General features: G+C 59.4%; 18 protein-coding genes. 12 read left to right on the plus strand and 6 right to left on the minus strand.

The features are described 5' to 3' along the window. A partial coding sequence (locus BLS87_RS21505) for an IS3 family transposase (protein WP_143024435.1) occupies positions 1-120 on the plus strand: 120 nt, incomplete at its 5' end. A gap of 126 nt (positions 121-246) precedes the next feature. Here BLS87_RS21505 and BLS87_RS21510 read toward each other — a convergent pair. Further along, on the minus strand, positions 247-711 hold the full coding sequence (locus tag BLS87_RS21510; protein ID WP_074755416.1) for a DUF721 domain-containing protein: 465 nt from the start codon (positions 709-711) through the stop codon (positions 247-249). A gap of 318 nt (positions 712-1,029) precedes the next feature. Between BLS87_RS21510 and secA the strand changes: the two genes are divergently transcribed. The 4 genes from secA (at position 1,030) to BLS87_RS21530 (ending at position 6,887) form a co-directional block, all read left to right on the plus strand. Beyond that, complete coding sequence (gene secA, locus BLS87_RS21515) at positions 1,030-3,780, plus strand: preprotein translocase subunit SecA (RefSeq protein ID WP_074755418.1); 2,751 nt, start codon at positions 1,030-1,032, stop codon at positions 3,778-3,780. A 134-nt stretch (positions 3,781-3,914) separates the two neighbouring features. Continuing rightward, positions 3,915-5,132 carry a bifunctional glutamate N-acetyltransferase/amino-acid acetyltransferase ArgJ gene (argJ, locus tag BLS87_RS21520; protein ID WP_074755420.1) on the plus strand — a complete coding sequence of 406 codons (1,218 nt, stop codon included), beginning with the start codon at positions 3,915-3,917 and terminating at the stop codon, positions 5,130-5,132. Positions 5,133-5,313: 181 nt separating this feature from the next. Beyond that, positions 5,314-5,940, plus strand: coding sequence for a glutathione S-transferase family protein (locus tag BLS87_RS21525; RefSeq protein ID WP_074755422.1), 627 nt, complete (start codon positions 5,314-5,316; stop codon positions 5,938-5,940). A gap of 2 nt (positions 5,941-5,942) precedes the next feature. Continuing rightward, a complete protein-coding gene (locus BLS87_RS21530) occupies positions 5,943-6,887 on the plus strand; it encodes a Nudix family hydrolase (protein ID WP_074755424.1) in 945 nt (314 codons plus the stop codon). A 155-nt stretch (positions 6,888-7,042) separates the two neighbouring features. On the opposite strand, the gene BLS87_RS21535 is transcribed toward BLS87_RS21530, so the two are convergent. The 3 genes from BLS87_RS21535 to BLS87_RS21545 form a co-directional block, all read right to left on the minus strand. Next, positions 7,043-7,621 (minus strand): cob(I)yrinic acid a,c-diamide adenosyltransferase, encoded by a 579-nt coding sequence (locus BLS87_RS21535; protein ID WP_074755426.1) that lies wholly within the window; start codon positions 7,619-7,621, stop codon positions 7,043-7,045. Between the two features lie 4 nt (positions 7,622-7,625). Further along, positions 7,626-9,674 carry a sensor histidine kinase gene (locus BLS87_RS21540; protein ID WP_074755428.1) on the minus strand — a complete coding sequence of 683 codons (2,049 nt, stop codon included), beginning with the start codon at positions 9,672-9,674 and terminating at the stop codon, positions 7,626-7,628. Between the two features lie 114 nt (positions 9,675-9,788). Continuing rightward, positions 9,789-10,709 (minus strand): putative 2-dehydropantoate 2-reductase, encoded by a 921-nt coding sequence (locus BLS87_RS21545; RefSeq protein ID WP_074755430.1) that lies wholly within the window; start codon positions 10,707-10,709, stop codon positions 9,789-9,791. 172 nt (positions 10,710-10,881) lie between these two features. Between BLS87_RS21545 and BLS87_RS21550 the strand changes: the two genes are divergently transcribed. After that, complete coding sequence (locus BLS87_RS21550; protein ID WP_074755432.1) at positions 10,882-11,367, plus strand: YajQ family cyclic di-GMP-binding protein; 486 nt, start codon at positions 10,882-10,884, stop codon at positions 11,365-11,367. Positions 11,368-11,508: 141 nt separating this feature from the next. Further along, positions 11,509-12,363, plus strand: coding sequence for a mechanosensitive ion channel family protein (locus BLS87_RS21555; protein WP_074755778.1), 855 nt, complete (start codon positions 11,509-11,511; stop codon positions 12,361-12,363). 102 nt (positions 12,364-12,465) lie between these two features. Here BLS87_RS21555 and BLS87_RS21560 read toward each other — a convergent pair whose 3' ends face one another. Together BLS87_RS21560 and BLS87_RS21565 are read right to left on the minus strand one after the other, a co-directional pair. After that, a complete protein-coding gene (locus tag BLS87_RS21560) occupies positions 12,466-14,025 on the minus strand; it encodes an AmpG family muropeptide MFS transporter (RefSeq protein ID WP_074755434.1) in 1,560 nt (519 codons plus the stop codon). A 42-nt stretch (positions 14,026-14,067) separates the two neighbouring features. Then, positions 14,068-14,436 carry an MGMT family protein gene (locus BLS87_RS21565; protein WP_425262243.1) on the minus strand — a complete coding sequence of 123 codons (369 nt, stop codon included), beginning with the start codon at positions 14,434-14,436 and terminating at the stop codon, positions 14,068-14,070. Positions 14,437-14,596: 160 nt separating this feature from the next. On the opposite strand from BLS87_RS21565, the gene BLS87_RS21570 reads away from it, so the two are divergent. The 5 genes from BLS87_RS21570 to groL all read left to right on the plus strand — a co-directional run bounded on the left by BLS87_RS21570 (position 14,597) and on the right by groL (position 19,448). Further along, positions 14,597-15,604, plus strand: coding sequence for a DUF481 domain-containing protein (locus BLS87_RS21570; protein WP_074755436.1), 1,008 nt, complete (start codon positions 14,597-14,599; stop codon positions 15,602-15,604). 308 nt (positions 15,605-15,912) lie between these two features. Next, positions 15,913-16,644: a HugZ family pyridoxamine 5'-phosphate oxidase gene (locus tag BLS87_RS21575; protein ID WP_074755438.1), complete on the plus strand. Its 732-nt coding sequence runs from the start codon at positions 15,913-15,915 to the stop codon at positions 16,642-16,644. A gap of 65 nt (positions 16,645-16,709) precedes the next feature. Next, positions 16,710-17,204: an FxsA family protein gene (locus tag BLS87_RS21580; RefSeq protein WP_074755440.1), complete on the plus strand. Its 495-nt coding sequence runs from the start codon at positions 16,710-16,712 to the stop codon at positions 17,202-17,204. Between the two features lie 254 nt (positions 17,205-17,458). Continuing rightward, the gene (locus BLS87_RS21585; RefSeq protein WP_062384143.1) at positions 17,459-17,752 is read left to right on the plus strand and encodes a co-chaperone GroES; all 294 of its coding nucleotides are present in this window, start codon (positions 17,459-17,461) and stop codon (positions 17,750-17,752) included. 52 nt (positions 17,753-17,804) lie between these two features. Further along, positions 17,805-19,448 (plus strand): chaperonin GroEL, encoded by a 1,644-nt coding sequence (gene groL, locus BLS87_RS21590; protein ID WP_074755442.1) that lies wholly within the window; start codon positions 17,805-17,807, stop codon positions 19,446-19,448. Positions 19,449-19,521: the final 73 nt, after the last annotated feature.

Consider the following 19,521-nt stretch of genomic DNA (forward strand, 5'->3'; position numbering starts at 1 on the left):
GTTGAGCAATTAGAAGCCGGGCTCGACGAGTACATCCATTACTACAACCACGAGCGGATCAGCATGAAGCTCAACGGCCTCAGTCCGGTACAATTTCGAAGCCAGATAATGAGTCTGTAGTTTGTCCAACTTTCGGGGGTCAGTTCACGGAGGCGAAACAGTTCTGCCCTTAGGCAGAACCAAGATATCAGCGTCGATCCAGAAATGGGGCGGGAGCGCAAAACCAGAAGACCTATAGAACCTTATTCACGCATCAGATACGCGAGGCTTCCCATGCGCCGCCAACCGCTCCAGCGCCGCCCGAAGCTTGGGATCACTGATCCCCTCAGCCGTCGAACTGATCGACTCAGCCGCCGCAGTCGACAAATCCCTCGAATGACCAACGGCACCCCGATGTACTGTCGCAGGCTGTACCTTCAGTTGCAGTCGGGTGAGATTCGCAAACTCTTTGAACGCCACCAATTGCCGCTGCAACCGCTTCTGCTGATAACGCAGACGCGTCGCCCAGTGCCCGTCGGTGACAATCAACAAGAGCGTACCTTCACGCCACGAAGCCACATGACAGTGCTCGCGTGCCGCGGGTTGCAATTGGCTTTCCAGCAGACGCTGTAAATGCGCCAATCGCTGGGCATGATTGAAAATGGCTTTAAGCGGCCTGGCTTCGCGCAAAAGAACAGCCGGTGAGCGAGCCGGTAAAGGACGAAATGCCACGTGAGATACCTTTTCTTACAAGCGCAAGATAGTATCAGAAAGCACTCATTGGCCCGGCAAGCGTTGATACATCACCTGTGCCAATTGCCGATTCATGAAAAAACATTAATAAAACTTCTCCCTGTTACGGGTTGAAGTCCCAAGAAATGCCCCTATTGTACTTCTGCCCCGTAACATTGCTGTGCCAGCATCGTGGAATAACGCCACTTTCCTCACCACCATTTCCGGGTAGAATGCTCGTTCGCATGCGGCCATGAGGGCTGCACGGGCGACTCACGGGGCCGCCCTCCATCCCTATGTGTGGAAGATCCTGTCGATATGTTTGCACCTTTGTTAAAAAAACTTTTCGGAAGCAAAAACGAGCGCGAAGTGAAGCGCATGCTCAAGACGGTCCAGATCGTCAACAGCTTCGAAGAGCAAATGGTGGCCCTTTCGGACGAGCAACTGCGTGCCAAAACCGAAGAGTTCAAGGCCCGCATAGCCAAAGGTGAGACCCTCGATCAGCTCCTGCCTGAAGCGTTCGCGGTCTGCCGTGAAGCCGGCAAGCGCATCATGGGGATGCGTCACTTCGACGTTCAGCTGATCGGCGGCATGACGCTGCACGAAGGCATGATCGCGGAGATGCGTACCGGTGAAGGTAAAACCCTGGTAGCCACCCTGGCGGTCTACCTCAACGCACTGTCCGGCAAAGGCGTGCACGTGGTCACCGTGAACGACTACCTGGCCCGTCGTGACGCCAACTGGATGCGTCCACTGTACGAATTCCTCGGTCTGACCGTCGGCGTTGTCACGCCATTCCAGCCGCCAGAAGAGAAGCGCGCTGCGTATGCCTCGGACATCACTTACGGCACCAACAACGAATTTGGTTTCGACTACCTGCGCGACAACATGGCGTTCAGCCTGGAAGACAAATTCCAGCGCGAGCTGAATTTCTCGGTCATCGACGAAGTGGACTCGATCCTCATCGACGAAGCCCGTACGCCGTTGATCATCTCCGGGCAGGCCGAAGACAGCTCCAAGCTCTACACCGAAATCAACAAGCTGATCCCTAAACTCGAGCAGCACATCGAGGAAGTGGAAGGCGTGGTCACCAAACAAGGTCACTTCAGCATCGACGAGAAATCGCGTCAGGTGGAGTTGAACGAGTCTGGTCACCAGTTCATCGAAGAAATGCTCACCGAAGTCGGCTTGCTGGCGGAAGGCGAGAGCCTGTATTCCGCGCACAACCTGGGCCTGCTGACCCACGTCTACGCCGGCCTGCGTGCGCACAAGCTGTTCCACCGCAACGTCGAGTACATCGTTCAGGACGGCCAGATCCTGCTGGTCGACGAACACACCGGCCGTACCATGCCGGGTCGTCGTCTGTCGGAAGGTCTGCACCAGGCGATCGAAGCCAAAGAGCACCTGAACATTCAGGCCGAGAGCCAGACCCTGGCCTCGACCACGTTCCAGAACTACTTCCGTCTGTACAACAAGCTGTCCGGCATGACCGGTACTGCGGACACCGAAGCGTTCGAATTCCACCAGATCTACGCACTGGCCGTGATGGTCATTCCGCCGAACAAACCGTTGGCGCGTAAAGACTTCAACGACCTGGTGTACCTGACCGCCGAAGAGAAGTACGCGGCAATCATCACCGACATCAAGGCCTGTCTGGCTGAGCAACGTCCGGTGCTGGTGGGTACGGCGACCATCGAAACTTCCGAGCACATGTCCAATTTGCTGCGTAAGGAAGGTATCGACCACAAGGTTCTGAACGCCAAGTTCCACGAAAAAGAAGCCGAGATCATCGCGCAAGCCGGTCGTCCGGGTGCACTGACCATCGCCACCAACATGGCCGGTCGTGGTACCGACATCCTGTTGGGCGGTAACTGGGAAGTGGAAGTGGCCAGCCTGGAAGATCCAACGCCAGAGCAAATCGCTCAGATCAAGGCCGACTGGCAGAAGCGCCATCAGCAGGTGATCGAGGCGGGTGGTCTGCACGTGATCGCGTCCGAGCGTCACGAATCGCGCCGTATCGACAACCAGCTGCGCGGTCGCGCTGGCCGTCAGGGTGACACCGGTTCAAGCCGTTTCTACCTGTCGCTGGAAGACAGCCTGATGCGCATCTTTGCCTCTGACCGGGTGAAGAACTTCATGAAAGCGCTGGGCATGCAGTCCGGCGAGGCGATCGAACACCGCATGGTGACCAACGCCATCGAGAAGGCTCAGCGCAAGGTTGAAGGCCGTAACTTCGACATTCGTAAGCAACTGCTCGAGTTCGACGACGTTTCCAACGAACAGCGTAAAGTGATCTACCACATGCGTAACAGCCTGCTGGCTGCGACCAACATTGGTGACACCATCGCCGAATTCCGCGAAGAAGTTCTCGACGCCACCATCAGCGCGCACATTCCTCCACAGTCGCTGCCAGAGCAGTGGGATGTGGCCGGTCTGGAAGCAGCCCTGAACAGCGATTTCAGCGTCAAGCTGCCGATCCAGCAGTGGCTGGACGAAGACGATCACCTGCACGAAGAAAACCTGCGTCCGAAACTGTTGGAAGCCATCATGGCGGCTTACAACGAAAAAGAAGACCAGGCCAGCGCCGAAGCCCTGCGCACCTTCGAGAAGCAGATTCTGCTGCGTGTTCTGGACGATCTGTGGAAAGACCATCTGTCGACCATGGACCACCTGCGTCACGGTATTCACCTGCGCGGCTACGCTCAGAAGAACCCGAAGCAGGAATACAAGCGCGAGTCCTTCACCCTGTTCCAGGAACTGCTGGATTCGATCAAGCGCGACACCATCCGTGTGCTGTCTCACGTACAGGTTCGTCGCGAAGATCCGGCCGAGGAAGAGGCGCGTCTGCGTCGCGAAGCCGAAGAGCTGGCGCAGCGCATGCAGTTCCAGCACGCTGAAGCACCGGGTCTGGATCATCCGGATGTGCTGGCCGAGGAGGGCGAAGACGTCGCCGTCGCGGCCGCAGCAGCCTTGTCGCCGGTTCGCAACGACCAGAAGCTGGGCCGTAACGAACTGTGCTGGTGTGGTTCTGGCAAGAAATTCAAACACTGTCACGGTCAGATCAACTAAGCCGGACACACTGGCCCGCTGCATCTGAACCGTTACACCGCGCCGCGACCGGCTTTGCCGTCGCGGCGTTTTTCAATTGATCGAGCCGTGCCGGCCGACCCGCACGGCGTGACATCTCTCAAGGAGCGCATTTCATGGCTGTTGGTCTTGGTCCTCTGCCGACTCTGCACCCGGTTCCCGGTTTTGAACTGGGTATCGCCTCTGCCGGCATCAAGCGCCCTGGGCGCAAGGATGTGGTCGTCATGCGCTGCGCCGAAGGCTCCAGCGTCGCGGGCGTGTTCACCCTGAACGCATTTTGTGCGGCACCGGTGATTCTTTCCAAACAGCGCGTGCAAGGCACCGTGCGTTACCTGCTGACCAACACCGGCAACGCGAACGCAGGCACCGGTGAGCCGGGTCTGGTCGCTGCTGAACGCACCACGGCCAGACTGGCCGAGATCACGGGCGTCGACGCCAGCGCTGTGCTGCCATTCTCCACGGGTGTGATCGGCGAGCCGCTGCCCGTGGAAAAGATCGAAGGCGCGTTGCAAGCCGCGCTGGATGACCTGTCTGTGGATAACTGGGCGGCTGCGGCCACCGGCATCATGACCACCGACACCCTGCCAAAAGGCGCGAGCCGTCAGTTTCAGATCGATGGCGTGACCGTCACCGTGACCGGCATCAGCAAAGGCGCCGGCATGATTCGCCCCAACATGGCGACCATGCTGGGTTACATCGCCACCGACGCAAAAGTGTCCCAGAGCGTGCTGCAGGACCTGATTCGCGATGGCGCGAACAAGTCGTTCAACCGCATCACCATCGACGGCGACACCTCGACCAACGACTGCTGCATGCTGATCGCGACCGGCCAGGCCAACCTGCCAGAAGTGACTGAAGCCAGCGGCCCGCTGTTCGATGCGCTGAAGAAAGCCGTGTTCGAGGTGTGCATGGACGTGGCGCAGGCCATTGTGCGTGACGGCGAGGGTGCGACCAAGTTCGTGACGGTCGAAGTCAACGGCGGCGGCAACCATCAGGAATGCCTGGACGTCGGCTACACCGTCGCCCATTCGCCCTTGATCAAAACCGCGCTGTTCGCCTCCGATCCGAACTGGGGCCGTATTTTGGCCGCTGTTGGCCGCGCCGGTGTGCCGGACCTGGACGTGAGCAAGATCGACGTGTTCCTCAGCGGCGTCTGCATCGCGAGCAAAGGCGCGCGCGCATCGACCTACACCGAAGCACAGGGCTCGGCGGTGATGGCTGAAGAAGAAATCACCATCCGTATCGAGCTGGGTCGCGGTGATTGCAGCGAGACGATCTGGACCACCGACCTGTCCCACGAATACGTGAAGATCAACGCGGAATACCGCACCTGATCATGATTTGATGGCAGTTGGCATCGAGCAAGAGTTGCAGATCCTTGCGCTAAATCTGTGGGAGCGAATTCATTCGCGAGAGGCCAGGGCGGTCGACGTAATTCCATCGTCTGGAAACCCTCATCGCGAATGAATTCGCTCCCACAATGTTGAGACATCGTATGTTCAACGGAGCTAGACCATGAGCCTGCACCTGATCATCGGCGACAAACGCTATTCCTCCTGGTCCATGCGGCCGTGGCTGGTGCTGGAAATGATCGGTGTGCCATTCACCGATCAGGTCATTCGCCTGAACCAGGCTGATACCGATCGGCTTATCCGGGAGCACTCGCCCAGCGGCAAGGTCCCTGCACTCAAGAGCGAGCACGGTACCATTGTCGACTCGCTGGCGATTTGCGAATACCTCGCCGAGCTGTTTCCCAAGGCTGGCGTATGGCCCGCGGACACGGCTGCCCGGGCGCGGGCGCGTTCGGCGTGCGCACAGATGCACAGCGGCTTCATGGGTTTGCGCTCAAACCTGCCCATGGATTTGCGTCGTGACGAAGCGCTGGAAGTGATTCCGGTGGAAGCGCAAGCCGACATCGATCGCGTCATCGAGCTGTGGGCCGAGTGCCGTTCGGCGTCGAAGGAGACTGGCTCTTTCCTGTTTGGCAAACCAGGCATCATCGATGCGTTCTTTGCACCGGTCGCCGTTCGCCTGCGCACGTACCGCGTCGAGTTGCCAGCCGATGCCGCTGCGTACGTTGAGACGATTTACCAATGGCCTGCATTCCAGCGCTGGCAGCAGGCAGGTTTAGAGGAAGGTTGAACGTGAAACGAGTCCATGTAGCCGCCGCGGTCATTCGTGGCACCGACGGCAAGATTCTCATTGCCCGACGCGCTGACAAACAGCACCAGGGTGGTTTGTGGGAGTTTCCCGGTGGCAAGGTCGAGGCGCACGAAACCGTCGAGGCGGCCCTGGCCCGTGAGCTGAAAGAAGAGCTGGGCATCGCCGTCGTGGCGGCGCGCCCCCTGATCAAGATCCAGCATGACTACCCGGACAAGCACGTGTTGCTGGATGTCTGGGAGGTCTCCTCGTTCACCGGCCAACCCCATGGCGCCGAAGGCCAGCCGTTGGCCTGGGTGTCGAACCGCGAGTTGGCCAGCTATGAATTTCCAGCGGCGAACCAGCCCATCGTCGCGGCGGCACGCCTGCCGGGCGAATACCTGATTACGCCGGACGCCCTCGAGACCCCGAAGTTGTTGCAGGGTATGCAGAAGGCGATTGCCGGTGGCATCAAGCTGATTCAATTGCGCGCTCCGAATGGCTATGACCCGAAGTACCGCGATGTGGCGGTGGACGCGGTCGGGCTGTGTGCAGGAAAGGCGCAATTGATGCTCAAAGGCCCGCTGGAGTGGCTGGGTGACTTTCCGGCGGCAGGTTGGCACCTGACCAGCGAGCAACTGCGCAAGTACGCCAGCAAGGGCCGTCCGTTCCCTGAAGAGCGCTGGCTGGCCGCGTCCTGCCATAACGCCGAAGAGTTGTCGCTGGCCGAACAGATGGGCGTGGATTTCGTCACGCTGTCCCCGGTGCAGCGAACCCAGACGCATCCCGATGCGCAACCGCTGGGTTGGGATAAAGCGCGCGAGCTGATCGAAGGCTTCAGCAGACCGGTTTATCTGTTGGGCGGGGTCGGGCCGACGGAACGCCAGCAAGCATGGGAAAACGGCGCGCAAGGCGTGGCCGGGATCCGGGCGTTCTGGCCTGATAACTGACATGAACCAGCTGTAGGAGCGTGGCTTGTCCCGCGATCGGGGGGGAACCCGCCGCAAATCCGGCAAACTCGGTCCGCCAGACACACCGCGTTTACCGAATGGCTGCCGGTTCCCGGCAGATCGCGGGACAAGCCACGCTCCTACAGTTGTTGTGATTACTCAGGCTTCTTCGCAGGCTCCCACAAAATCTCCGCTACCCCTTCACGCCGCGCAATGATGCGTGCCACGACAAACAGCAGGTCCGACAGCCGATTGATGTAGGCCATGCCCACCCCGGCCAGTGGTTCGATGGCGTTGAGGTGCTGGCAGCGTCGCTCGGCGCTGCGGGCCAGGCTGCGGCATACGTGAGCTTGAGCGATCAGCGCCGAGCCGCCCGGCAGGATGAAGTTCTCCAGCGGCCCGAGTTCTTCGTTCCAGCGATCAATCGCTGTTTCAAGCCGCTCGATTTCCGCCGCGTTCAGCGCCTGATAGGTCGGCATCGCCAACTCGCCGCCCAGGTCGAACAGCCGGTGCTGACAGGGCGCCAGAACGTCGATGACTTCCTGAACGGCTGGCAACGCACTGACAAGCCCCTCAAGGCCAGCGAGGAGCAAGCCCAACTGGCTGTTCAACGTATCGACTTCGCCGATGGCTTCCACCCGCGGATGGTCTTTGGTCACGCGACGACCATCCCCCAGCCCGGTTTCACCTTTGTCGCCGGTGCGTGTGTAAATTTTCGACAAGCGAAATCCCATGGTTCTACTCCCGGTCGTTCTGACCAATGATCTGTGGGGCGGGCACGTTCATCGGGTTGCCCGCCAACGGCAGGCGCAGCGTAAAGCAGGTGCCCTGGCCGAGGGTGGAGTGCACCTCCATCTGGCCTTTGTGGTTGTTGGTGATGATGAAATACGAGACCGACAAGCCGAGCCCGGTGCCCTGGCCGATTTCCTTGGTCGTGAAGAACGGTTCAAAGGTGCGTTTGCGCACAGCCTCGGACATGCCGACACCGTTGTCCTCCACCTGGATTTCAGCCCATGGCGGATTAAGGCGGGTGCGCAGAATGATGCGCCCCGGTTCTTTTTCGTTTTCGCGTTGGTGAATGGCCTGTGCGGCATTCTTGAGCAGGTTGAGCAGTACCTGCTCCAGTTCGTTGGCGGTGCCCGGCACCGGGCCGAGTTTGGGGTCGAACTGGCGAATGATGTTCTGGCCCTTGAAGTCGAAACCAATGGTCAGGTCGAAGTCGTTGCTGGCGATTTCCACCGCCTGGTCGATCAGCGCGGGCAGGTCACAAGGCGCCATCTGCCGGTTGCTGCGCCGGCTGAAACTGAGCATGTGGCTGACGATTTTGGCGGCACGGGCGCCAGCCTGTTGAATGCCGTCGAGCAACTGCGGCACCTCGCGCGCACTGAGGTATTGATTCACCGCGCTCAGTTCCACGCCCTCTTGTTGGGCCTGTTCCTGGTTCTTTGGCAGGTCGGGCGACAGACGCCGACGAATGTTCTGCACGTTGTGCATGATCGCGCCCAGCGGGTTATTGATTTCGTGGGCCATGCCCGCCGCGAGTCCGCCGACCGAGAGCATTTTTTCCGATTGCACCATCATGTCTTCCAGCGACAGGCGCTGGGTGATGTCATCGATCCTGATTACCACGCCGCGCCCGGCACCGCCGGTCAGTGGATAAAACGTCAGCGCATAATGCCGGGTGACTTCGCCCTTGACCCACGTCACCCGTTCGATCTTGGTCACGGTGTGGCGTTCGACGGTCTGCTTGATCTGCGGCAGGAACGACTTCATCGGCGGGAAGGCGAGGAAAATCGGCTGGTTCAGCGCTTCGTCCAGCGGCGTGCCGGACAATGCGCCGGCTTCCTGATTCCACTGCGTGACATACAGCTGCTCATCCAGGGCAATCAGCGCCGAGGGCATGGAGTCGATGATGCTGTTGAGGTAGTTCTGAAAGCCTGTGAGCTTCTTCTCGATCTTGCTTCGCACCTGGACTTCCAGCTCCAGCTTGCGGTTGGTGTGGCGGGTTTCTTCGGCAAGCCCCTGCGCCTGATCGTAGGCGTCCTGAGACTCGTCGCGTGCACGCTTGAGTTGCTGCTCGCGGGCCTCCATTCGCGACAGCATGGTGTTAAAGGCTTCAGCCAGAGATCCGATTTCGTCGCGGTTGCCGGTGCCAGCGCGTAACGCATAGTTTTCTTCACGGGTGACCCTGCGCGAAAGCTGCTCCAGCTGATAGATCGGCTCGGTGATGAAGCGCCGGATTTGCCGCGCCACGCCCGCCCACAACAGCACGCTAAAAATCAGAATGCCAAGACTGGCGGTCAGCGTGCCGGTGTAGAAGGCGGTCGGCAGTTCGCTGCTGGCGACCAGCAGCAGATGCCCAGGCGCCTGACCCGGTTTGAGGACGGGAATCACCTGGGTGTTGCGAAACTCGGTGATGCGCCAGCTTTCGAGATTGCGGTAATGGTCCGGCAGCCGGAGCTTGTCGCCTTGCTGAACCTGAGCGAGCCGGTTGCCGTTGGTGTCGTACACCGCAGCGGCGCGCAATGGCGTGTAGTTTTTCAGCTCTTTGAGCAGCGCCTGAGCATTGTCCGGCGACGACAACGCCTGCTCCGACAGGCCGGGGTTGCTGATCAGCCGGCCGATGGTCTGCAACGCCTGCGGCGCCATGGCTTCCTGGGAGATGTAATAGGCGGCGCTGATGAACGTCAGGTTGGCGACCAGCAGAACGGTGGTCAACAGGACCAGCAGGGCAGCCAACAGCTTCTGGCCGACCGGCAGGTTTTCGAGGCGCTGGCGCAATGGCATTGGCAAAGTCACTGGCGAATGAGGAACAGGCAGGTTAGCGCTGTTCGGGGCCTGCGCAAACCCGAACCTTTTAAATGGTCTGGGGCAAACCCGGTGGTCGTTCAGGATCCGTGGCTAGTCGCTCGGCAAACCTCGGGCTTGCAGGTGGGCGATCAACTGTCCGCGTATCCGGTTCAGGTAGGGCGCATGGCAGCCGTGCGCTCTGGCGGTGGTGCAAACGTGACCGAGCAAATAGCTGATTTCCGTTCGGCGACCGTTCGCGACGTCCTGGTACATCGACGAGTAGTTGGCGGCCGTGGCCTGGATGACCCGATTGACCTCGGCGTGCAACCCGACGGCAGCCTCTGGCTGGCCGCAGGTTTGCAGCACCTGAACCAGTTCGTCGCACAACGCGTCGACTTCGTCGCGATGCTGCAGCAGGTCGCCGTTGCTGCAGTCGTCCAGCACCGTCAGCGGATTGATTGCACAATTCAGCGCGAGTTTGCGCCACAGCCGGTCGAGGATGTCCGACGACCATTGGTGTGGAATGCCTGCAAGGCTCAGTTCATCGAGCCAGGCGGGGGCGGCACCGTTCTGCGTATCGCCGAGCCAATTGAAGCCGTTTCCGGCGAACACCACGCTGAAGTCTTCATCCCGAAACGCACCTTCCGTGCTGGAGACGAACACGCACCGCGCGTCAGGGACAAGCGCGGCAACAGCGTCCTGGCTGCCGAGACCGTTTTGCAGCAGTAAGAGCTCTGCACCGGGCCTCAGGCGCGGCGCAATGCTTGCCACCGCGTGCTCGGCATCGTACGCCTTGCAGGCCACCAGCACGCGTTGAATGGGCTCATCGTCGTCGACGGTCTGTGCCGCGATGTCGAGCGTCAGGCGCTGGCCTTGCTCATCGAGCGTCAGTCCGCCCTTGCGTGCGTACGCTGCGAGGCGGGTCGCATCACGCAGGATCAGCCGCACCGGCAGCCCTGCGCGAGCCAGTCGTGTTGCCCACAAACTGCCTAGGCTGCCGGCGCCAAGGATGTGCCAGAGAGTCGTATTCAAGAGACGTTGCGCCGCAGGTCGGTAAGCGTGAGCAACAAGGAAAACAAAATCGACACCGCAGGCTCACATGAATGGGGGAAAAGTCTCGTTATAATGACCGGGCTTTCATACCGTCAAGTCAGGCGTGCTCCATTTCCATGTCGAGCCGCGCCGTATCAATTGGAGAATCTACATGCCCTCGTTCGACGTAGTGTCCGAACTGGATAAACACGAAGTCACGAATGCCGTCGACAACGCGATCAAGGAGCTGGACCGCCGCTACGACCTCAAAGGCAAAGGCAGCTTCGAGTTCACTGAAAAAGACCTGCTGATCAAGATGACCGCCGAAGAAGGCTTTCAGCTCGAAGCGATGATCGAGATCCTTAAGCTGGCGTTGGTCAAGCGCAAGATCGACGTGCAATGCCTTGAACTGAAGGACCCCTTCGCGTCCGGCAAGGTCATGAAGCAGGAAGCCACGCTCAAGGAAGGGATCGACAAGGAGCTGGCCAAGAAGATCGTTGCGCACATCAAAGAGGCCAAGCTCAAGGTCCAGGCCGCCATTCAGGGCGAGCAAGTGCGCGTGACCGGCAAGAAGCGTGACGACCTGCAGGAAGCCATTGCGGCCTTGCGTGCCAAAGAGTTCGGCATGCCGCTGCAATTCAACAACTTCCGCGACTGATCGCTTTCCTGATTTGCCTCTGCGTGAGGAACCTGAAGGGTTTGTGCGCGTCCGAGTGCAGGTCCCGCTGAAACGACGGCGCTGCGAAGCGCGGTCGTTTCTGTCTTCCGTTTTCGCGACCGCGAGGAGAAATGAATGGATTTGGATTTGAACGGCCAGGTGGATCACCTGGTCAAGGCCTCCCAGGCCTGGCTTCCCATGGTCATGCAGTACGGCAGCAAAGTCCTGTTGGCACTCGTGGTGTTGCTGGTGGGCTGGTGGCTGATCAACAAGCTGACCACCAAAGTGGTCGCGCTGTTGGCGTACCGTCACGTTGACCTGGCCCTGCAAGGCTTCATCAGCAGCCTGGCGAACATCATTCTGAAGATCCTGCTGATCGTCAGCGTTGCGTCGATGATCGGCGTAGAGACCACATCGTTCGTCGCCGCCATCGGTGCGGCCGGTCTGGCCATCGGTCTGGCGTTGCAGGGCAGCCTGGCGAACTTCGCCGGTGGCGTGCTGATTCTGCTGTTCCGCCCGTTTCGCATCGGCGACTGGATCGAGGCGCAAGGCGTGTCGGGCACTGTGGACAGCATTCAGATCTTCCACACCATTTTGCGTACCGGTGATAACAAGACGGTCATTTTGCCCAACGGCAACCTGTCCAACGGCATCATCACCAACACCAATCGTCAACCCACCCGCAAGGTGGTGTTCGATGTCGGTGTCGATTATGACGCTGATCTGCAGAAAGCCCGGCAAGTATTGCTGGATCTGGCGAAGGATCCACGCGTGCTCGAGGATCCGGCGCCGCAGGCCGTGGTGTCGACGCTGGGCGACAGCTCGATTACCGTCTCCCTGCGTATCTGGACCAAGACCTCGGACTACTGGGACGTCATGTTCATGCTCAACGCCGAAGCGCGCGATCGCCTGAAGGCCGAGAACATCGACATCCCGTTCCCGCAGCGTGTGATTCGTGTGGTGCAGGAACAGCAGGAACCCGCTACACAGCGCTGATCAAGGCTGTTGAAACGACAAAAGCCCCGGCTCGTGAGAGTCCGGGGCTTTTTGTTGGGTGTCGGAACAACACAGATCGCTCCGACGAGGGGTAGGCGAATATCAGGGTTGTTCGCTCACCGGCGTTTCAACGGGCTTCTGATCCTCGTCGCGCTTCTCCTTGCGCGCTTCCTGCACCCAGTGAATGACGATCATGAACAGGGTCGGCACGCCCATCAGCGCGGTCGCCAGGAAGAAGTTGTGGTAACCGAGTTTCTCCACCATCACACCTGAATACCCGCCGATCAAGCGCGGCAACAGCAGCATGATCGAGCTCAGCAGCGCGTACTGCGTGGCCGAGAACTTGAGGTTGGTCAGGCTCGACAGGTAGGCCACGAATGCCGACGTCGCGAGGCCCGAGCTGAAGTTATCCAGCGAGATCGTGACGATCAGCATCTTCAGGTTCGGGCCCATATCGGCCAGCATCAGGAACAACAGGTTGGTGGCCGCCGACGTGGCGCCCCCGATGAACAGGATGGGCAGGATGCCGAAGCGGACAATGGCCAGTCCGCCGAACGCGGCACCGGCCAGCGTCATCACCAGACCAAAGATCTTGCTCACGCTGGCGATCTGATCTTTGGTGAAGCCCTGATCGATGTAAAACACGTTGGCCATCACACCCATCACGGTGTCCGACATGCGATAGGTCGCGATCAGCCCCAGCAGCAGAAAGGCCTGCCAGCGATACCGCAGAATGAAGTCATTGATCGGCGTCAGGACCGGCGCCAGGCCACGACGACCCATGGACGACAGGCAGGCGGCAGTCAGCAGCGTGTAGAGGATCGCGCGCAAGAAGGCACGGTCTTCCATCAGCAGGCTTTTCCAGGTGGTGCCTTCGAACAGCACGCTGGCGAAATCGGTGTTGTACAGCTGGGTGAACATCGCTGGCACTGACACCAGCAGGATGATCAGCACGAACACGGACGCGAGTTGATGGGCGAAGCCGTAGCGTGCCGCTGAAAGTTGCGTGCGCAATGGCACGGCGGGTTCGCGCATGATCAATGTGGTGATCAACGCAGGAAGCATCAACAGCCCGAACAGCACGTAGGTGCCGGTCCAGGCCGAGTGTTTGTAGGCGAAGCCTGTGGAGCCGAAGCCTTCGGCGAAATACAGCGCGCCAGCGGTGGCGAGCAGGGCGGCAACGCGGTAACCGGCCATGTAGCTGGCGGCGAGCGTGGCTTGCTGGCTGTCGGAGGCGATCTCCAGGCGGTACGCGTCGATGGCGATGTCCTGCGTGGCGGACGAAAACGCCACTAACACGGCAATTGCGATCAGCCATGACAAATGCTGTTGCGGGTCGCAGAAACCCATGCCGATCAGGCCCAGCGTCACGAGCGTCTGTGAGAGCACCAGCCAGGAACGCCGCCGTCCCAGTTTGCCCAGGAGCGGCAGGCGCCATTGATCAAGCAGCGGCGACCATACCCATTTGAAGGCATAGGCGAGGCCGATCAGGCTGGCATAGCCGATGGTTTCCCGAGCAACGCCGGCTTCACGCAGCCAGACCGAGAGTGTGGAAAACACCAACATATAAGGCATGCCCGCAGCGAAGCCGAGCAACAACAGCACTAACGTGGAGGGGCTGGCATATGCGGCGAGCGCGGCGCGCCAGGTTTTGCGGGGCATGGGCTGGAATCTGCCTCAGTTTACGTAAACAAAGCGCGCACTCTAACCGTTGTGCTCTGTCGGGCGCCAGCCATGACGTGTCATATCCACACGATTGTTACGGATGGTCACCCCTTCGGCGCGCAATCGCGCCCGTTGTTCTTCACCCGATACGGTTCCCGCAGCCAGGCTCAGCTTTCCGCCCGCGCCCAGCACCCGATGCCACGGCAGGGTGCTTCCGTCGGGCAACTGACTCAAGGTTCTGCCCACGAAGCGTGCCGCTCGTCCTAAACCCGCCAGTTCTGCCAACTGACCATAACTGACCACTTTGCCTTCAGGCACCTGATGCAATGTCAGGTAAAGCGCCGTACGCCGGGCCTCTGCGGGCGATTGGCCAGCAGGGTCATTTATCGGTGAGGAGTGTTCGATCACGGATTCGTTCCTGATTGTAGGACCAGCGGGAATTTTCACGAAGGAACTAGGGAAATTTCCTACGGTCATTGATACCTGTGCTGGCGGTCCTTCGATTGCCTTGACGTTGTCCGCAAGGATAATGCCCGATTCTCCGCGAACCAGAGCCTTGTCGTTTCCTATGTTGTCCAGAACCCTGCTGTGCCTTGCCATTACCAGTGCTTCCACCCCTTTGCTCGCCGACACCGTCTGGTTGAAGAACGGTGACAAGCTGACCGGGACCATCAAGGTCTTCGACGGTGGGAAGTTACTGCTCAATACCAAATATGCAGGCGACATTCCTTTGGACTGGAAGGAAGTCAAGACACTGGAAAGCGACCAGCATCTGCTGGTCAAGCAAGACGCCTACAACGGCGAGATTTCCAAGTCCCTGCACGCCGCCGACGATGGCAAGGTTACCCTGGCCAACGGCGACGCGCCCAAGACCGTCGAGCTGGCGAGCATCCAGCAGATCATGAAGCCCAAGCCGGTCGTCACCGATCTGGTCTGGAAGGGTAACGTCGACGCGGCGCTGGACTTCCAGCGGGCCGACAAGGACACCGACGACTACAACATCGCGTTCAAAACGTCTGCGACTCACGGCAGATGGCGTCACAACGCCGAAGGTGAGTTCAACCGCGAGACGCAGGACGAAGACACCACGATCGACAACTGGAAGGCCGAGTACTCCATCGACCGGTTCATCACTGATAAGTGGTTCTGGGATGGTCGTTTCACCTACAAGCACGACAACATCGAAGACCTGCGTCGCCAGCGCACGGTCGGTACCGGCCCGGGCTATCAGTTCTGGGACGATGAGTTGGGTGCATTCAAGGTCGGGACGCTGCTTAACCGTACCGACTTTGAATATTCCAACGGCGAGAAAGACAACTTCTATTCGGTTTCCGGTACGTGGGACTACAACCGCTACCTGATCGGCAAGAAGGTCGAGTTCTTCACCAACGGCGAACTCGGCAAGCCGATCAGCGGTGTGGCGGACTACAGCCTGGATACGGAAATCGGTCTGCGCTACAAGGTCACCGAATGGGCATCGCTCAACGTCAAGGCCGAGAAAAACGTCATCAGTGGCTCTGACGACGGCGATCTGGACAAGACCCGCTACACCGCCGGGTTCGGCGTCGCCTGGTAAAGCGCTGTCTTTAGAAGGCGCGTTGGTCGAGTGGGGCTGGCGCAGTTTCTGTGGGAGCGAATTCATTCGCGAGACGGCTGTACGGGCAATGCATCGATACCGTCCGAACGATTATTCGCGAATGAATTCGCTCCCACAGAATGGAAATCGCGCTCAGCCGCCTTTAAAAAATTACGCTTAATCCGCGCAAAATCGTCACGCCTCGCCAATCTGGCACCTCGCAACGATAACGATTATCTTGGAGCCGCAACCCCACCACGCTGCTGCGTACCCTTTTGTAGTCGTTGATTCATTTCAGGAGCCCCACCATGAGCGCCAAAGCCAACCGGCAAGCCCGAGCCCTGCTGCTCAAGGAGTATCGCGGTGTGCTGTCGACCCATTCCAAGTCGATGCCGGGGTTTCCTTTTGGCTCCGTGGTGCCGTATTGCCTGGACGATCAGGGGCGGCCGCTGATTCTGATCAGCCGCATCGCTCAGCACACTCACAACCTGCAGCGCGACCCCAAATGCTCGATGCTGGTGGGCGAGCGCGATGCCGAGGATGTCCAGGCGGTGGGCCGCGTCACGGTCATGGCTGAAGCGCAAAAGGTCACGGATGAGGCGGCTGTCGAAGCTGCCGCACAGCATTATTACCGCTACTTCCCCGAGTCGGAGAGCTATCACAGTGCTCACGACTTCGATTTCTGGGTACTGGCGCCGGTGCGTTATCGGTACATCGGCGGGTTCGGCGCGATTCACTGGCTCGACGACGTCGCCCTCGCCAATCCATTCGCGGGCGCCGCAGAAACCAGCATGGTCGAGCACATGAACGAGGACCATGCCAAGGCCATCGCTCACTATGTCGAACTGGCCGGCCTGCCGAAGACCGAACCTGCCACGTTAGTCGGCATCGACAGCGAAGGCATGCACCTGCGCGTGGGGCCGGGCCTGTACTGGCTGGCGTTCGCTGAGGCGTGTAATACGCCGACACAAGTCCGCCAAGCCTTGGTTCAGCTGGCTCACGCAGACAAATGGCCGACCGTTGAAGCCGCTGAGGCTTGAATTTACAACCTTGCGACATCACCTAGTGTCTACTGGAAGACTCCTTCCGTTGAGGAACTGATTTGATGCGCGCTTTTTTATTGCTTTTATTGCTTTTTCCAGTGCTCGAGCTGTTCGTGCTGGTGAAAGTCGGAATGTCTATCGGCTTCCTGGCGACGTTCCTGCTGGTTGTCGCGGGTTCCATGCTCGGCGTTTTCGTGGTCCGTGTTGCCGGTCTTGCGACCGCCATGAGTGCCCGTGAGAGTCTGGCGCGAGGCGAATTGCCCGCTCAGCAGATGATGGACGGACTGATGATGACTGTCGGTGGCGGCCTGTTGGTGTTGCCGGGCTTCATCAGCGACGTACTGGGCCTGATCTGCCTGCTGCCGTTTACCCGACGCTTGCTGGTGAACAAGGTACGCCAGCGTGCCGAGGCGTCAGCGACCCGTCAGCGTGCGTTTGCGGACGACCTGCGTTCTGCCGGATCGAGTCCGGGCGCCGGCCGCCCTGCGGCTCGCCAGCCCGACGTCATCGAAGGCGAAGTGATTGAGGGCGAGTTCGAGCCGCTCGACAAAAAGTGATTCCAACGCTTGATCCACACGGCACCTTCGGGTGCCGTGTTCGCTTCCATGACCGCGATTCCGTTAAAAAATTTCTTCGTTGAGCCTTGTAATCAGCTTGGCTGCCCTTATGTATGGGTCACCGCAAGGTTTCTGGCGCATTTCGTCAGACCGTATTCTGCGGTTCGCTCGCGAACCGTAACCGGCAAGCCCGGATGTTTTAACCCGCCGGTGCCAACACCGGGCGTTCAAAAACCATAATTAGGAGATCGACAATGAAGCTTCGTCCTCTGCATGACCGCGTCGTAATCCGTCGCAGCGAAGAAGAAACCAAAACTGCTGGCGGTATCGTGCTGCCTGGTTCGGCTGCTGAAAAACCAAACCGTGGCGAAATCATCGCTGTCGGTGCCGGTCGCATCCTGGACAACGGTGAAGTACGTGCGCTGGCCGTGAAAGTGGGTGACAAAGTGGTGTTCGGCCCTTACTCCGGCAGCAACACTGTGAAAGTTGACGGCGAAGACCTGCTGGTGATGAGCGAGAACGAGATTCTCGCGGTCGTCGAAGGCTGAGTTGATACCCCGCATTTTCCCGTTACTACAAAGTATTTAAGGAATATCGATCATGGCTGCTAAAGAAGTTAAGTTCGGCGACGTTGGCCGTAAGAAAATGCTCGCCGGTGTGAACGTCCTGGCTGACGCAGTAAAAGCGACCCTGGGCCCGAAAGGCCGTAACGTCATCATCGAGAAAAGCTTCGGCGCTCCGCTGATCACCAAAGACGGTGTGTCGGTTGCCAAAGAAATCGAACTCAAAGACCGTTTCGAAAACATGGGCGCGCAGCTGGTCAAAGACGTTGCCTCCCGTGCAAACGACGACGCTGGTGACGGTACCACCACCGCTACCGTTCTGGCTCAAGCCATCGTCAACGAAGGCCTGAAAGCCGTCGCTGCCGGCATGAACCCGATGGACCTGAAGCGCGGCATCGACAAGGCGACCATCGCCATCGTTGCCCAGCTGAAGTCGCTGTCCAAGCCTTGCACCGACACCAAGGCAATTGCCCAGGTCGGTACTATCTCGGCCAACTCCGACAATTCCATCGGCGACATCATTGCTGAAGCCATGGAAAAAGTGACCAAAGACGGCGTTATCACCGTTGAAGAAGGTTCGGGTCTGGAAAACGAACTGTCGGTTGTAGAAGGCATGCAGTTCGACCGTGGCTACCTGTCCCCGTACTTCATCAACAAGCCGGACACCATGGTTGCCGAGCTGGACAGCCCGCTGCTGCTGCTGGTTGACAAGAAGATCTCCAACATCCGCGAAATGCTGCCAGTCCTGGAAGCCGTTGCCAAAGCCGGCCGTCCTCTGCTGATCGTTGCCGAAGACGTTGAAGGCGAAGCCCTGGCGACTCTGGTTGTGAACAACATGCGTGGCATCGTCAAAGTCGCAGCCGTCAAGGCGCCAGGCTTCGGCGACCGTCGCAAGGCCATGCTGCAGGACATCGCTGTCCTGACCGGCGGTACCGTTATCTCCGAAGAGATCGGTCTGAGCCTGGAAAGCACTACCCTGGAGCACCTGGGTAACGCCAAGCGCGTTGTGCTGAACAAAGAAAACACCACCATCATCGACGGTGCCGGCGTTAAAACCGACATCGACGCGCGTATCGCTCAGATCCGTCAGCAAATCGGTGACACTTCGTCCGACTACGACAAAGAGAAACTGCAAGAGCGTCTGGCCAAGCTGTCGGGCGGCGTTGCTGTGATCAAGGTCGGTGCCGGCTCCGAAGTTGAAATGAAAGAGAAGAAAGCCCGCGTTGAAGACGCCCTGCACGCAACCCGCGCAGCCGTTGAAGAAGGCGTGGTACCTGGCGGTGGCGTGGCTCTGGTTCGCTCCCTGCAGGCTATCTCTGAGCTGAAAGGCGACAACGCCGATCAGAACGTCGGTATCGCTCTGCTGCGTCGTGCTGTTGAAGCACCGCTGCGTCAGATCGTTGCAAACTCCGGCGACGAGCCAAGCGTTGTGGTCGACAAGGTCAAGCAGGGTTCGGGTAACTTCGGTTACAACGCTGCGACCGGCGAGTACGGCGACATGATCGAAATGGGTATTCTGGACCCGGCTAAAGTGACGCGTTCTGCTCTGCAGGCGGCGTCTTCCATTGCCAGTCTGATGATCACCACCGAAGCGATGATCGCTGATGTGGCAGAAGACAAGCCAGCTGGCGGTGGTATGCCAGACATGGGCGGCATGGGTGGCATGGGCGGCATGATGTAAGTCGGCCTTACCCGCTTCTCGCTGTAAGAAAAACCCCGCTTCGGCGGGGTTTTTTTATGGGCACTGTTTGGGG

It is taken from the genome of Pseudomonas abietaniphila (assembly GCF_900100795.1).
In the GTDB taxonomy this organism is placed as follows: Bacteria; Pseudomonadota; Gammaproteobacteria; order Pseudomonadales; family Pseudomonadaceae; genus Aquipseudomonas; species Aquipseudomonas abietaniphila.